12 protein-coding genes are annotated in these 13,190 nt (G+C 70.0%); 10 read left to right on the top strand and 2 right to left on the bottom strand.

Annotation, left to right across the window (positions count from 1 at the left end; translation table 11 throughout):
- Positions 1-15 precede the first annotated feature (15 nt).
- The gene (locus QMG73_RS08640) at positions 16-612 is read right to left on the bottom strand and encodes a hypothetical protein (protein ID WP_281893622.1); all 597 of its coding nucleotides are present in this window, start codon (positions 610-612) and stop codon (positions 16-18) included.
- Positions 609-1,679, bottom strand: coding sequence for a LuxR C-terminal-related transcriptional regulator (locus QMG73_RS08635; RefSeq protein WP_281893621.1), 1,071 nt, complete (start codon positions 1,677-1,679; stop codon positions 609-611). The genes QMG73_RS08640 and QMG73_RS08635 overlap by 4 nt, the downstream gene beginning before the upstream one ends.
- A gap of 234 nt (positions 1,680-1,913) precedes the next feature.
- On the opposite strand from QMG73_RS08635, the gene QMG73_RS08630 reads away from it, so the two are divergent.
- From QMG73_RS08630 to QMG73_RS08585, 10 genes are all read left to right on the top strand, one after another.
- Positions 1,914-4,100, top strand: a complete 2,187-nt coding sequence (locus QMG73_RS08630) for a glycosyltransferase 87 family protein (RefSeq protein WP_281893620.1) — start codon at positions 1,914-1,916, stop codon at positions 4,098-4,100.
- Positions 4,097-5,125, top strand: a complete 1,029-nt coding sequence (locus QMG73_RS08625) for a glycosyltransferase family 2 protein (RefSeq protein ID WP_281893618.1) — start codon at positions 4,097-4,099, stop codon at positions 5,123-5,125. The genes QMG73_RS08630 and QMG73_RS08625 overlap by 4 nt, the downstream gene beginning before the upstream one ends.
- Complete coding sequence (locus tag QMG73_RS08620; RefSeq protein WP_281893617.1) at positions 5,122-6,219, top strand: glycosyltransferase family 2 protein; 1,098 nt, start codon at positions 5,122-5,124, stop codon at positions 6,217-6,219. The genes QMG73_RS08625 and QMG73_RS08620 overlap by 4 nt, the downstream gene beginning before the upstream one ends.
- Positions 6,219-7,184, top strand: a complete 966-nt coding sequence (locus QMG73_RS08615; RefSeq protein ID WP_281893616.1) for a lysylphosphatidylglycerol synthase domain-containing protein — start codon at positions 6,219-6,221, stop codon at positions 7,182-7,184. The genes QMG73_RS08620 and QMG73_RS08615 overlap by 1 nt, the downstream gene beginning before the upstream one ends.
- 91 nt (positions 7,185-7,275) lie before the next feature.
- Complete coding sequence (locus QMG73_RS08610; protein WP_281894363.1) at positions 7,276-8,598, top strand: aspartate aminotransferase family protein; 1,323 nt, start codon at positions 7,276-7,278, stop codon at positions 8,596-8,598.
- The gene (locus QMG73_RS08605) at positions 8,592-9,641 is read left to right on the top strand and encodes an NAD-dependent epimerase/dehydratase family protein (protein ID WP_281893614.1); all 1,050 of its coding nucleotides are present in this window, start codon (positions 8,592-8,594) and stop codon (positions 9,639-9,641) included. The genes QMG73_RS08610 and QMG73_RS08605 overlap by 7 nt, the downstream gene beginning before the upstream one ends.
- Positions 9,641-10,561: a UbiA prenyltransferase family protein gene (locus tag QMG73_RS08600; protein ID WP_281893612.1), complete on the top strand. Its 921-nt coding sequence runs from the start codon at positions 9,641-9,643 to the stop codon at positions 10,559-10,561. The genes QMG73_RS08605 and QMG73_RS08600 overlap by 1 nt, the downstream gene beginning before the upstream one ends.
- Positions 10,555-11,700, top strand: a complete 1,146-nt coding sequence (locus QMG73_RS08595; protein WP_281893611.1) for an endonuclease/exonuclease/phosphatase family protein — start codon at positions 10,555-10,557, stop codon at positions 11,698-11,700. The genes QMG73_RS08600 and QMG73_RS08595 overlap by 7 nt, the downstream gene beginning before the upstream one ends.
- Positions 11,697-12,848 carry a glycosyltransferase family 4 protein gene (locus tag QMG73_RS08590; protein WP_281893609.1) on the top strand — a complete coding sequence of 384 codons (1,152 nt, stop codon included), beginning with the start codon at positions 11,697-11,699 and terminating at the stop codon, positions 12,846-12,848. Before QMG73_RS08595 ends, QMG73_RS08590 begins: the two co-directional genes overlap by 4 nt.
- Before the next feature lie 14 nt (positions 12,849-12,862).
- Entirely contained in the window at positions 12,863-13,168 is a 306-nt protein-coding gene (locus tag QMG73_RS08585) for a hypothetical protein (RefSeq protein WP_281893608.1), read from the top strand.
- The last annotated feature ends 22 nt before the right edge of the window (positions 13,169-13,190 follow it).

Genomic DNA, 13,190 nt, shown 5'->3' with positions numbered 1-13,190 from the left:
TACCGCGACGGGGTGCTAGACGCAGTTGCCGCAGGTTTGGTCTTGGACCCAGGTGTTGTTGCGCCACTGGACGGGCACCGAGGTGATGAGCGGGTCGCCGGTGCTGATTGGAGCGAAGGTGGGCGGGCCGCCGTCGGGTTGGGTGAGCCTGACGCATGCCACCGGAGAGATCGGGCCGCGCACCACGCACACCGCCGCGAGCGGACCGTAGGACGTCTCCAGAGGCTCCTGCCCTACCGGGCCGAACGACGCGGTCGCCACGAACGCGGTCGGGCCGCTCAGTGTCGCATATGGACTCAAGGCCCAGGACACCACCGCGGTGTCGGCGTAGTAATACGCCATGCCGTAACCGTTGGTGTGTTTGGTGTCTGCGCACGGCTGGATCCAGCCTGTGAGCGTCAGGTGCCGGCGCCCGTCGCCGTCAAGGGTCGCGGCGCCGGTGAGGTCGCCGGTCGCGCACGGCGCGACGTCCCACAACGATGGCGGCTGGACGACGATGGGCTTTGCCGGGTCGGGTGTGGCGGCGACCGCTGGCGCCCCGAAGGCGGCCGTGAGCAGAGCCGCCGACCCGCAGACGGCGAGGCGCATCCAGGTGCGGGCGAGACGGCTCATGTGGTCTCCTGGTCGGATGTGTTGGCCGGGGCCACGGTTGGCGGCGCGACCGCGCGGAGCGTGCCGAGGGCCAGGCCGAGCTGGAAGCGGTTCTCCGCGCCCAGCCGGTCCATCAGGCCGCGCAGGATGGCGGTGACGGTACGCGGGCTGACGCGCAGGTGTCGTGCCGCGCTGGCGTCGGTGTGGCCCTTGGTGAGCAGGGTGACCAGGGCCTCTTCGCGGGGGTTCAGGGCGATCTGAGGCACCGCCCACTCCCAGGGGTCTCGGGCCGACTCCCAGTGCCGTTCGAAGAGGCCGACGAGGGCGGACACCACGGGCTGTTGCGCCACCTCGAGGTAGCCAAGCTCGATGTTGTCGGGGTCGACGGGGAAGAAGGCGATCTTCCGGTCGACGACGATGAGCTTCATGGGTAGGGACGCTGTCGCGCGGTAGTCCGGCCTGGGCTCCGCCGGCCGGCGCCCGTGCGAGATCAGCGGGTCCGGCTCATAGGCGTGCACACCGACGACCCGCATGCGCACGCCGCGACTCAGTACCAGCCGGTCCATGTGGACGGCCGGTTTCGCCGCCGCCGCGTCGAAGGCTCGCTCGGGGTTCATCGCCAGATGCTCGTGGACGGCGACCGCGTTCAGCTCGGCCAGGCGGGCGCGCGTCAGTGCGCGGGTGCGGAGGTGGCGCAGCCCGCCTCTTCCATTCTGGGAACTGGCCAGGAGCTGCGCGGTGACCGGTGGCGGGCTCTGGCCGGCGGTGGACAGTTCGAGTTCTGCTCGGCGGATCCGTCGCAGGGACGCCAGGACCGTCGCGGGCGGCTTCGGGATCCAGGTTGGCTCCCGCCGCGATGTGGGGGAGTGGCTCGCGATCGCGCCGATCGAGGCTAGCTCGTCGACGCCGGCGACGATCCGGCGCAACGGCATGCCCACATCTCGATGCAGCTCGCTGACGGTGGCCGGGCCGAACGTGATGAGAGTCCGGTAGATGAGGTCGGCGTCGGCGGACCGTCCCCAGTGCGCGAGAGAGGGTATGGATGGTGCCACCACAATGGCGTCCTGCGCGCGCGATCCAATTGGCAAACCGGCTCCTTGCGTATGTCCCGGGCGATTCCACCACGTGTTCGAGCGAGGGCGCAATCCGTGAAAACACCTAACCGGGGTGAGCGGGTGCGTGATTGCGCGGCCGGTATTGCGGATTCGCGCAACATAGAAGCGAGTCGATAACAACTTGGGCACGATCATTTGTGGCTCCCGCGCCGCGATCGGAGCATGCCAACGTGCCGGTGCGCTACTGATCATGGGAGGACCTGCTGCGTGGAACCGCTGGTCTCGGTCATCGTCCCCTGCTACAACCGATCCGAGACAATTGAGCTGTGTCTACGCTCGGTGATCGGGCAGACATACGCACCCGTCGAGATCATCGTCGTCGACGACTGCAGCACCGACGACTCTGGTGTGATCGCGGAGTCCATGGGCGCCACGGTTCTGCGGCTCCCCATCAATCAAGGCCCGTCGGCCGCCCGCAATCTCGGTGCGGACCATGCCCGCGGCGACATCCTGTTCTTCCTGGACGCCGACGTCGCCCTCGAACCGGGCAGCGTCGCGGCGGCCGTGGCTGCCCTGCGATCATCGCCAGGGCTCGGCGCGATCTGCGGAGTACTGCGCCCCGAGTCGTTGCGCTCGCGCACGCTGGTCGCGCAGTACCGCGCCCTGCAGATGTATCACTGGTGGCTGGTGCAGGAGGGTCCGATAACGGGCCTGCACACCGCGCTGTGCGCGATGCGCGCCGACGTGTTCCGCGAGATCGGGCCGTTCGACCCCGCTCTGCGGCACACGGAGGCGCCGGAGTACGGATGGCGGCTCAGCCAACGGTACGAGGTGCGCAGCACCGCGGCGATCGCGGGCGTACACGACCACGATTCGACGCTGCGCGTGCTGCTGCCCAAGGTGTTCCAGCGGGCGTACACGAGCGCGTTCGAATGGCGCGCCGGCGGCGGACCCAGCGGTTCGCTCGCTCGCGTGCTCGCCGGCGGCCTGATCCTGGCGGCGGCGTCGAGCTTGCCGCTGCCGCTGTTGACCGGGGCGGCCGGTGCCGTGGTGCCGGCCGTCCTGCTGGCCGCCGCGGTCGTGTTCGACAGCGGCACCTACCGCCGGGTCGTCGCCAGCCGTGGGCTCGGCTTCGGGCTGCGGTTCGCCGCCGTCCATCTGCTCTACCAGCTGACGACCGCGACCGGCGGGGCGATCGGCACCGCGCGCCGGCTGGTGGCCCGAGGCGCCTGGCGAGTCGCCGCGATGCTGCTGCCGGCGGCCATCACCGCCACCGTGCTGCTGCTGGTGCTCACCTGGGCCAGGGGCGACCTGGCCGATACCCAGGCCGTGGCGGACGTGCAGCAGCGCTTCGCGGGCTTCCCGGGTGACCTGTCGATCTATCGGGAGGCCGGCGCGAGGGTCCTCGCAGGCGGGTCGCCGTACGACTTCGCCCACAGTGGATACCCGTTCGTCTATCCGCCCTTCGCGGCACTGCTGATGGCACCGCTCGGGTGGCTGGGGCTGGACACCGTGTACTGGTTCTGGACGGCCATGTCGGTGCTCTGCCTGCAAGGTGTGGTGTGGCTGACGCTCGACCGGGTCGGCGTCCACGAGCCGGCCCGCCGGCGCAAGCTGGTGCTCGCCGGCACCCTGGCGGCCCTCCCGCTGTCGCCGGTGATCGGTACCCTGCTGCTGGGCAACGTGAACGTCCTGCTCGTACTGCTGGTGCTCGCGGATCTACTGTGGACCCCGCGAAGGTACCGTGGCGTCCTGATCGGGATCGCCGCCGGCATCAAGCTGACCCCGCTCATCTTCGTGCCGTACCTGCTGCTCACCGGCCGGATCCGGGCGGCGGTGATCGCGTCGCTGAGCTTCCTCGGCACCGTCGGCCTCGGTTTCCTGCTTTTGCCCGCGCCATCGCTCAGTTTCTGGGGCGGCGCGTTCGTCGACAGCGACCGCACCCGTCCACCGGGCGAGGAGGCGTACGGCAGCTCCGTCCGAGGTGTCTGGGTGAACGTCCTTCCGGGGTCGTGGGAGCCCGGGTGGATCGTGGCGAGTGTCGCCGTCGCCGCGATGGGGTTGGCGGTCGCGGTCTGGGCCAGCCGGCGCGGTGAGGAACTGCTCGCGATCGTGCTGTGCGGGGTGACCGGGCTGCTCGTCTCGCCGGTCACCTGGTACACGCACTGGATCTGGTGCGTCCCGGTGCTGGCTCTCGTCGCGGCCCTGGTGCGGCGCGGTTGGCGTCCCGCACGCGCGCTGTTCGCCGCGCTCTGGCTGGTCTTCGCGATTCCGCTGCCGTGGTGGACGGTCTGGGTGCTGGGCTGGGTCGACATGTCACCGCGCGACTGGGTACTGCCGACCGAGTTGCTCTACCTCGTCATGGGAGCCGCGCTCCTCGTGCTGGCCACGGCCTGGCTCAGAAGGGCCGGCTCGGCGCGGCTCCTGCCCGAGGCGTCGAAAGGAGTGGGATGACCGAGTCGCGGCCCGACGGGGTTGCCGTGATCGTGCCGAACTTCAACAAGGAGAAGGTGTTGCGGGCGTGTCTTGAGTCGGTGTACGCGCAGACGCACCCGCCGGCGGAGGTGGTGGTGGTCGACGACCGTAGTACCGACCGTTCGCCGGAGATCGCCCGGGAATTCGTCACGGAGTTCGCCCCGCCGTGCAAGCTGATTGAGCTACCAGTCAACCGGGGTCCGTCGGCGGCCCGCAACGCGGGTGTCGCGGCTTCCACCGCGCCGCTGCTGTTCTTTGTGGACTCGGACACCGCGCTGGAGCCGGACGCCATCGAGAACGCGGTGCGGGTACTGCGCGAGACTCCCGATTGCGGGATGGTGCAGGGGATCTACCATCCGGAACCGCTGTTCGACGACGGGCCGGTCGAGGCGTACCGCGTGGCGTTCGAGTACTTCTGGCGCCGTCGCAGCGTGGGTCGCCGCACCGCCACGCTGTTCACCGCCAGTCTCGTGACCCGTGAGGCGTTCGACGCCACCGGAGGGTTGGACGAGTGCCTGCGCCACGGTGACGGCGAGGACGCCGAGTTCGGCACCCGGCTGCCGGAACGGTACCGGCTCGTGGTCACGGATACGGTGCTCACCCGGCACGACGACGTCGACCGGTTCTGGCCGTTCCTGCGCGAGCAGTGGCGCTTCGCGACCCGCACGCCCATGCTGATGCGGAAGGTGTGGCGGCGGCGCAACGCCGGGGCCGGGATGCGCGTACACGCGATGTCGCCGACTGGCTTGGCGCTGTCCGGGCTCAGCCTGCTCACCCTGCCGTTCGTGGCGGCCGTGCCATCGCTGGCGTTGGTGTGGCTGGCGCTGCTGATCGGGTCGACCGCGGCGAGCCATGACTTCCTCCGGTACGCCTATCGGTTCCGGGGGGCCGGCTTCGCCGCGTTCACGGTCGGCATGCACACCGTGCTCTACGCCGTCGCCGTGCTCGGCACCGGTATCGGCGCGCTCAGGGTCGGGTACGCGGCGATCCGGGGGATCCGATGACGACGCATGCCGGTGACGCCGTCGCGGTGATCGTGCCCAACTACAACAAGGAGAAGGTGCTGCGGGCGTGTCTTGAGTCGGTGTACGCCCAGACGCACCCGCCGGCAGAGGTGGTGGTGGTCGACGACCGCAGTACCGACCGCTCGCCGGACATCGCCAGGGAGTTCGCCCGGGATCGCCGGGATCAGCGGGATCACCTGCCCCCGTTCCGGCTGATCGAGCTGCCGGTCAACCGGGGTGCGGCCGCCGCACGCAACGCCGGTGTCGCGGCTTCCACCGCGCCGCTGCTGTTCTTTGTGGACTCGGACACCGCGCTGGAGCCGGACGCCATCGAGAACGCGGTGCGGGTACTGCGCGAGACTCCCGATTGCGGGATGGTGCAAGGGATCTACCATCCGGAGCCGCTGTTCGACGACGGGCCGGTGGAGGCGTACCAGCTGTCGTTCGAGTACTTCTGGCGCCGTAAGACGGTGGGGCGCGAGACCAGCGCGGTCTTCACCGCCTCGCTGATCCCGCGAGCGGTGTTCGAGGCCACCGGTGGGTTCGACGGCGACCTGCGGCACATCGAAGACGACGAGTTCGGCACCCGGCTGCCGGAACGGTACCGGCTCGTGGTGACCGACGCCGTGCTCACCCGGCACGACGACGTCGACCGGCTGCTTCCGTTGCTGCGGGAGCAGTTTCTGCGAGCCAGCGTGAAGCCGCTCATCATGCTGCGCACCTGGCGGCGCCAGCGCGCCGGCGCGATCGGCGCCCGGGGCGACATGATCTCGTTGTCCCGGTTCTGGCATCTGGACTGGTCGGCGCGGACGTCGCTGATCACGCCGGCGCTCACGCTGCTGACGGTCCCCGCCATCCCCTTCGCGCCATGGCTGTTGTTGACGTGGCCGCTGCTCGCCGGCGTTTTCGTGGTCGCCAACCACGAGTTCGTCGGATACACGTACCGCAGCCGCGGCGCCCGGTTCGCGGTGTTCGCGGCCGCCGTGCACCTGCTCGTGCACGTCGCCCTCGTGCTCGGGCACGGCGCGGGACTGTTCCGCGTCGCGCGCGAGGTGCTCGGGCACCGGACACGAGTCGCGGTAGGGAACCGGTAGTGGCGGACGCGGACAGTCCGCCCGGGTGGCGGAAGCTGGCGTGGCGGCTGCTCCTCGCTGGTTTCGGGGCGGTCGTGGTCGTCGGGATCGTCCGGGCGCTCGCCGGCCAGGACTGGTCGGTGGTCGCCGAGATGCTCGGGCAGCGCGACGCCTCGCAGGTGAGCCTGTTGCTCGCCGCCGCGCTGGCGACGGCCGTCGTCGGACCGCTGCTCGGCATGCTGTCGTGGCGAGCGGTCCTGCTCGGCGGCGGCCCGCCGGTCGGCCTGCCCCAGGTCATGCGCATCTTCTTCGTCGGCTATCTCGCCAAGTACGTGCCCGGCAAGGTGCCCGGCATGGTGGCGCAGGTCAAGGTGGCGACGGCCAACGGCGTGACCGTGCCCCGAATGCTGGGCAGCGGCCTGTGCAGCATGGCACTGGTCCACCTGACCGGCCTCACGATCGGGCTGCTGGCCGGTGTGGAGTTGCTCTCCGGCACGGCCCTGTGGATCGCGCTGGCGTCGGTGCCGATGCTGGCCCTCGCCTTGTGGCCGGGCCTGATCAGCCGCCTCGGGCTGCTCGGGGCGCGGCTGCTGCGCCGGCCCTTGCCAGCCAACTGGCCAGCCGCCCGCGGGCTGCGGATCGCGGTCGTCGCGCAGTGCCTGTCGTGGCTCGTCTCCGGGCTGCACCTGTGGCTGCTGGCGGTCGCGATGGGCGCCCCGCCGCTGCGGTCACTGGCGTTGTGCGTGGGCGGGTTCAGCCTCGCCACCGTCGTCGGGCTGCTGGCGGTCGTCGTGCCTGACGGTCTCGGGGTACGCGAGGCGATGCTCCTCGCCGCCCTGGCGGCGGTGTTGCCGGTACCGGCGGCCACGGCGGTGACGTTGGCCAGCCGGCTGCTGACCACAGTCGGCGATGTGCTGCTGGGCGGGGCGGCGCTCGCCACGGCAGAGATTTTGCATCGAACCAAGGAGGCCACCACTCATGCCTAAGTTGATGAGCGTAGAGGACTGTGAGGAGCTGTCCACCAAACAGGTGCACGACCTCTACCGGCGGTACGTCAGCCGCAGCCAGGTATCGCTGATGAACTCGTTCGGGTTCGGCCGCGAGCTGGTCGAACGGGCCGAAGGCCCATGGATCTACATGCGAGACGGCACCCGGGTGCTGGACCTGTCCGGCGGGGTAGGCGTGCTGAACCACGGCCACAACCACCCGCGCGTGCTGGCCGCGCGGGAGCGATTCGCGCGGGAGCGCCGGATGGAGGTGCACAAGGCGTTCTTCTCGCCGTACGTGGCGGCGCTCAGCCACAACATCGCCGAACTGCTGCCCGGCGATCTCGCGATCTCGTACTTCCCGAACTCCGGCGCCGAGGCGAACGAAGGCGCCATCAAGATGGCGTACAAGTATCACGGCGGCCGCCGGAACACGATCCTGCGAGCCGACATCAGCTTTCACGGCAAGACACTGGGCGCGGGCAGCCTCACCGGCTCGGCCGAGAACCACTTCCAGTTTCCGGGCCTACCGAACGCAGTGGTGTATCCGTACGGCGATGTCGAGGCGGTGCGGGCGGCGGTGGAGGCGACCCGGAAGCCCGACGGCAAGTGTGACGTCTACGCGCTGATGGTCGAACCGTTCAGCGCCTCCAGCCTGCGATCGTGGTCCGGGCCGGCGCTCACGGAGCTGCGGCGGCTCTGCACCGCCGAAGACATCGTGTTGATTTTCGACGAGATCTACACCGGCTGGGGGAAGACCGGCACCCTGTTCCACTTCATGCGGCACGAGGGGCTGGTCCCGGACATCCTCGTGTATTCGAAGTCTCTCGGCGGCGGGAAGGCGTCGATCTCCGGCTACACCGCGCGGGAGCCGCTGTTCCGCAAGGCGTACGACCGGCTCTCCGACGTGATCCTGCACAGTACGACGTACTACGGGTTCGGTGAGGAGACGGCCACCGCGATCGAGGCGGTCAACGTGGTCGTCGAAGACGACTATCCGGCTCGGGCACGGGCGATCGAGGCGATCCTCACGCCCGGCCTGGAGCGCATCCGCAAGGCGTACCCGGAGGCGGTCGAACGCACCACCGGGGTGGGCGCGCTGCACGGTGTCTTCCTCGGCGGCGGACCGAAACTGCTCGACCTGGCCGGCAAGCTGGTGCCAGGGTTCACAAAGGACCCGCGGTTCCGGACCAAGCTCATCACGCTCTCGGTCATCGCGCACCTCTACCGCGAGCACCGCGTCATGACCTACTACAGCCCGAACGTCGAGAACCCGTTGATGGTGGCGCCCACTCTGGTGATCGAACCGGCCGAGATCGAGTACTTCCTCACCGCGTTGGAGGAGACCCTGGCCGTCGGGCTCCGGCGACTGCTCACCGGGTTCATCCGGGAGAAGGCCGGCGCCGCATGGTGACCGAACCGGACCGGGTCGTGGTCACCGGCGCTGCGGGCATGCTCGGCGGTTGGCTCGTGCGGCGGTTGCGCGCGCAGGCGTGGCCGGTGTCCGGTGTGGACATCCGACCGGCCGCCGATCCGTTCGACGACGTGCCGTACGCGGTCGCGGACGTCCGGGACCTGCCCGCGATGACCCGCGCCTTCGAGGGCGCGCACGCCGTCGTGCACTGCGCCGCGGGGCTGCCCAGCTATCCGGAGCCCGAGATCCAGTCGGTGATCGTCGACGGTACCCGGACCGTCCTCACCGCCGCCCGCGAGGCCGGCGTGTCGAGGGTGGTGCACATCTCGTCGACAGCGGTCTACGGCCTGCCGACCGTGGTGCCGACCACAGAGGAGCATCCACGCACCCCCGTCGACGCGTACGGGCGGGCGAAGGCCGCCGCCGAGGAGGTATGCGAGCGGTTCCGAGCCGGCGGGCTCTGCGTACCGATCCTGCGCCCGAAGACCTTTCTGGGACCGGGGCGGATGGGGCTGTTCGCGATGCTGTTCGAGTGGGCCCAGGAGGGCCGCAACTTCCCGGTGCTGGGACGGGGAGACGTGCGGATCCAGATGTGCGCGGTGGAAGACCTCGCCGACTGCGTGGTCGCCGCGCTCACCGCCCCAGCGGCCCTCGCCAACGACACCTTCAACGTGGCGGCCGCACGGTTCGGCACGCTGCGGGAGGACTTTCAGGCGGTACTGGACGCCGCCGGCCACCACCGGCGGGTGGTGTCGATCCCGGCCCGACCCGCTGCGGCCGTCCTGCGGTTGTTGCAGCGAACCGGTCTCTCGCCGGTCTACGGGCGGCTGGTGAGCAAGCTGCTCAGTGACTCCTACGTCAGCACCGACAAGGTACGCGAGCGGCTCGGGTTCGAACCCCGGTACTCCAACCAGGAGGCGCTGCGCAGCACGTACCAGTGGTGGTGTGAGCGACAACCCGGCGGTGGCCGTGGCCGGGCGGGGCGCACGAGCCGCGATCCGTGGTCGCAAGGGGCCTTGCGGGCGGCGAAGGTGTTTTTTTGATGGCGGTTTCGACCAGGACCGCGCCGGCCAGCCTCGCGGTCTCCGCCGGTGACCTCGTCCGGCTGGCCCGGCCCGGCCAGTGGGTCAAGAACGTGCTCGCCGTCGGCCTGCCGTTGCTGGATCTGGAGATCTGGCGGCTGGCCGCCCTGGGCCGGCTGGCATGGGCGGTCGCCGCGTTCACCATCGCGTCCTCATTGGTCTATCTGCTCAACGACGCCGTCGACCGGCACCGGGACCGCGCACACCCCACCAACCGGTACCGTCCCATCGCGTCCGGTCGGGTACCCATGACCGCGGTGGCCCTGTTCGGTGCGGCGTTGCTGGTCCTGCTCGCCGGGGTGCTCAGCCGCCAGCCGTGGAGCTGGGCCTGGCCGATCGGCGTGTACCTGGTGCTCAACGCCGGATACTCGCTGGGACTCAAACACGTGCCGCTGCTGGACGTCTTCCTGGTGGCCGCCGGGTTCCTGCTCCGGCTCATGCAGGGCTACGTGGTCATCGAGGTGACCGCCTCAGGCTGGTTGCTGATCTGCGTGTTCACGCTCTGCCTTCTGCTCACCATCGGCAAGCGGCGCCAGGAGTTGGTGTCGGTCGGCGCGGCACACCGGCCGGCGCTGCGCGGGTACACGGTGACCCTCGCGGAGCAGCTCATGGTGCTGACCGCGGTGCTGACCGCCGGCTCCTACTTCCTTTACCTGCGCACGGAGGCCCCACTCGGCGGGTACGGGTCGACCGCGGCGGCGCTCGTGGCCCCGCTCGCGCTGTTCGGACTGTTCCGCTACCTGCAGCTGGCGCTGGTACGCGGGGCCGGCGGTGATCCGGCGCGAACCCTGGTGCGAGACCCGGTGCTGGTCGTCAACGCCGTGCTGTGGGCGGCTCTCACCGGCGGATTCCTGCTCGCCGCCAGGAGTGGCCCGTGGTGATCGAGGCCGAGGCCGCCCCGCGAAGCGGCACGCGACGGTGGCGCCTACGAACCTGGGTGGTGGTGTCCGCGGCCGGCGCCTGGCTGGCCTTCGTCGTCGCCCACCGGGGTGTGTCCGGCCGCGCCTGGTGGTGGACCATTCCGGAGTTGACGCCACCGCTCGCGTTCGCGGTCGTTCCGGTGGCGCTGCTCGCGGTGGCGCCGCTGGCCCGTCCCGCCCGCGGCGCGGTGGCGGTGGCGGCCGTGCTGTCGCTGGCGGTGGGTTGGTCGATGGCCGGCGTGAACGTCACGGCTCTGTGGCACCGGTCCGCACCGATCCCGCCCGGAGCGATCACCGTGTTCGCGTGGAACACGTGGTACTGGGACCAACCGGTGGAGCAGACCGAAGGGCCCTCGCGCGACACCGACCGCTTCTACCGGTACCTGCGCCAGCAGAAAGCCGACGTCTACCTGCTGCAGGAGTACCTCTACTTCAGCGATGACTGGCTGCCGATCCGGATCGACGACACCGAACGGCTACGCCGCGAGTTTCCCGGCTTCCACGTCGTGGTCGCCGGCGAACTCGTGACCCTGTCCCGATTTCCGGTCGTCCTGGAGCGACCTCTGGATCTGCGTCCGTGGCTGTCCAAGCGGTGGAACGACCTGCCACCGACCGACTCGCGGATGCCCGACTACTACACGGCGAAGACGCTCCGCACCGACCTGCTCGTCGGCGGCCGTGTCGTGTCGTTCTACAACTCTCACTTCACCGTACCCACGGTGGGTCTGCCGTTCTTCGAGCCCGACAGCGAAAAGGGTCACGACGTACGGCGGGCCAACTACCGGGCGCTCGCCGCCGACGTGGCGGGCAACCCGTTCCCGATCGTGCTGGCCGGTGACCTCAACACGTCACCGGCGATGGGCCTGCTGCGTGCGCTGCCCGACCGGCTTAGGGACGCCACGCGGGCGACGGGCTCGGTCTACCCGGCCACCTGGGCGCGCTTCGGGATGCCGCTGTGGCGCCTGGACTGGCTGTTCACCACCGAAGAAGTGACTGTGCGTCGATATCGGATGGTGCTCGCGGACGGCCTGTCAGACCATCGCGCGCAGCGCCTGACGATGTCGATATCCGAGTGCCGGGAAGGAAACTCATGCGGATGAACGAAACGAACACACGGTACGACCTGACCGTCGCGCTCACCTACTACGAGCCGTACGTGAGCGGGCTGACCCATACCGCCCGTACCGTCGCCGAGGGGATGGCCGCGCGCGGCTGGCGAGTGGCCGTGGCTACCACCCGCCACGAGCGGTCGCTCCCGTCCCGCGAGACCATCGCCGGTGTCGACGTCTATCGCGCACCGGTTCTCGGGCGGCTCAGCCGGACGCCGCTGAGCCCCGGCTACCCGGCGATGACGGCCCGGCTCGCCCGCCGGTCCGGGGTGCTTCACCTCAACCTGCCGATGGCCGACGCCGCGATCGTGGCGAACCTCGTGCGCCGCACCCCGATCGTCAGCACCCTCCACATTGACCTGTACCTGCCGCCGGGACTGCTCAACACGGTCGCCATGCGCGCCTCCGACGTCACCTCGCGGTCGGCGATCCGCCGCTCCGCCGCGGTGGTCGCCTACAGCGAGGATCAGGCCCACGACTCGAAATTCTGGCCTCTCATGCGGCGACGGGAGTTCCAAGCGATCCCGGCACCGTGCCTGGACCGGCGTGGCGGCCAGCCGAGCTACCGGAAGGGCGGCGGCCTCCACGTGGGTTTCCTCGGCAGGATCGTCGAGGACAAGGGCATCGTGTACCTCGTGCGAGCCTTCCGTCGCATCACCGACCCCGACGCCCGGCTGCTGATCGCGGGCAACTACCTGACCGTGGCCGGTGGCGACAACCTGGCCGATGTGCGCGCCGAGATCGGCGAGGACCGGCGCATCGCCGTACTGGGCGAACTGCGAGGGCGTGAGATCGACGACTTCTACGCCTCCATCGACGTGTTCGCCCTGCCGTCGGTGGCCGAATCCTTCGGCATCGTGCAGGCCGAGGCGATGATGTGCGGGATACCGTCGGTCACCACCAACCTGCCCGGCGGCCGGTCCCCGGTCACCTCCACGGGCTTCGGCAAGCTGGTGCCGCCGCGTGACCCGGAGGCACTGGAGAGCGCGATCCTGGAGATGGCGGCCACCTCGCGAGACTGGCGGGAGGAGAAGGCGCTCCTGGCCCGTGAGCTGTTCTCCAGTGACCGGAGCCTGGACGCGTACGAGAAGACTTTCGCCTCCGCGCGGACGGGGATGAATCCGAACTTCGGTATCTAAGGATGGGAGAGAACATGCGAAAAGTCACCTGGCTCCACCGGCTCGGCGTCGTCTCAGCGGTGGCGGCGGTCGGCCTGCTAGCCGCGCCCGTGGCCGCGCACGCCGACGGATACGACACCCCCCGAAGCGCCACTGCCGATGGGGCGGGCAGCACCTACGCGGCCGGGCAGAGCGCGGCCGAACAGAGGGCCCGGGCCGCCGTCCTCGCGGTCGGACACGACTGCACCCCCGGCACCTACAACACCTTCATGATCTACATGTCTCCCGGTGGCGGCACCTGGGTCTTCCGGTCGACACACGAAGCGGTGTGCGTCGACTGACCAAGTTCCAGCGCGCACGCTC

It is taken from the genome of Phytohabitans aurantiacus (genome assembly GCF_027923225.1).
Lineage (GTDB): Bacteria > Actinomycetota > Actinomycetes > Mycobacteriales > Micromonosporaceae > Phytohabitans > Phytohabitans aurantiacus.
The sequence above is the reverse complement of the archived record's forward strand: the minus strand, read 5'-3'. Positions and strand labels throughout refer to the sequence as shown.

Coding starts and splice junctions, on each gene's coding strand:
- QMG73_RS08600 (WP_281893612.1), top strand. CDS start 9,641: ATGGCGGTTTCGACCAGGACCGCGCCGGCCAGCCTCGCGGTCTCCGCC.
- QMG73_RS08585 (WP_281893608.1), top strand. CDS start 12,863: ATGCGAAAAGTCACCTGGCTCCACCGGCTCGGCGTCGTCTCAGCGGTG.
- QMG73_RS08625 (WP_281893618.1), top strand. CDS start 4,097: ATGACCGAGTCGCGGCCCGACGGGGTTGCCGTGATCGTGCCGAACTTC.
- QMG73_RS08640 (WP_281893622.1), bottom strand. CDS start 612: ATGAGCCGTCTCGCCCGCACCTGGATGCGCCTCGCCGTCTGCGGGTCG.
- QMG73_RS08620 (WP_281893617.1), top strand. CDS start 5,122: ATGACGACGCATGCCGGTGACGCCGTCGCGGTGATCGTGCCCAACTAC.
- QMG73_RS08610 (WP_281894363.1), top strand. CDS start 7,276: ATGAACTCGTTCGGGTTCGGCCGCGAGCTGGTCGAACGGGCCGAAGGC.
- QMG73_RS08605 (WP_281893614.1), top strand. CDS start 8,592: ATGGTGACCGAACCGGACCGGGTCGTGGTCACCGGCGCTGCGGGCATG.
- QMG73_RS08590 (WP_281893609.1), top strand. CDS start 11,697: ATGAACGAAACGAACACACGGTACGACCTGACCGTCGCGCTCACCTAC.